This is a genomic window from Aeromicrobium sp. PFPM2_SD2, assembly GCF_057364525.1.
Genome location: NZ_JBNFNZ010000773.1, coordinates 1 through 622 on the forward strand (window position 1 = coordinate 1; position 622 = coordinate 622).

Here is a 622-nt window from a genome sequence, read left to right on the forward strand (position 1 = left end):
GCTGGTCGCCACCGCGGTCCTGCTGCCGGCCACCCCCGCGTCCGGGCCCGCCCGACCTCGGTGTCGGCACCGCTGCGCGCCCTGGGCCACCGCGGCCTCATGCTCATGAGCGTCGCCGCCCTGCTCTACAACTGGGCCTTCTTCACCATGCTCGGCTACGCGCCGTTCCCGATGGAGCTGGGCGCGATGGAGCTCGGCTGGGTCTTCTTCGGCTGGGGGCTGCTGGTCGCGGTCTTCTCGGTCGTCGGCGCCCCGCGCCTGCAGTCGCGCTTCGGCACGGCCCGCTCGCTCTACGGTGCCCTCACCGGCTTCGCGATCGTGCTGGCCGTCATCGCCGCCTTCCCCGACGAGCGCACGGTGCTGATGGTCTGCGTGATCGTGTCCGGCATCTTCATCGGCATCAACAACACGCTCACCACCCAGGCGGTCATGATCGTCGCGCCGGTCGAGCGTCCGGTCGCGTCGGCCGCGTACGGCTTCGTCCGCTTCATCGGCGGCGGCCTGGCGCCGTACGCCGCGGGCAAGCTGGTCGAGCACCTCAACCTGCACGTGCCGTTCGCCCTCGCCGCCTGCGGCGGCCCTGGACCGCGGTGGGCGTGCTCGGCCACCAACCGCCGGGCCC

The 622-nt window shown here is 72.8% G+C and carries 1 protein-coding gene; it reads left to right on the top strand.

Features of this window, described 5'->3' with window-relative positions; all coding sequences use genetic code 11:
* Nucleotides 1-105: 105 nt before the first annotated feature.
* Nucleotides 106-622: MFS transporter (locus AC2W7G_RS18015; protein ID WP_485869638.1), on the top strand; the 517-nt coding region annotated here is incomplete at its 3' end.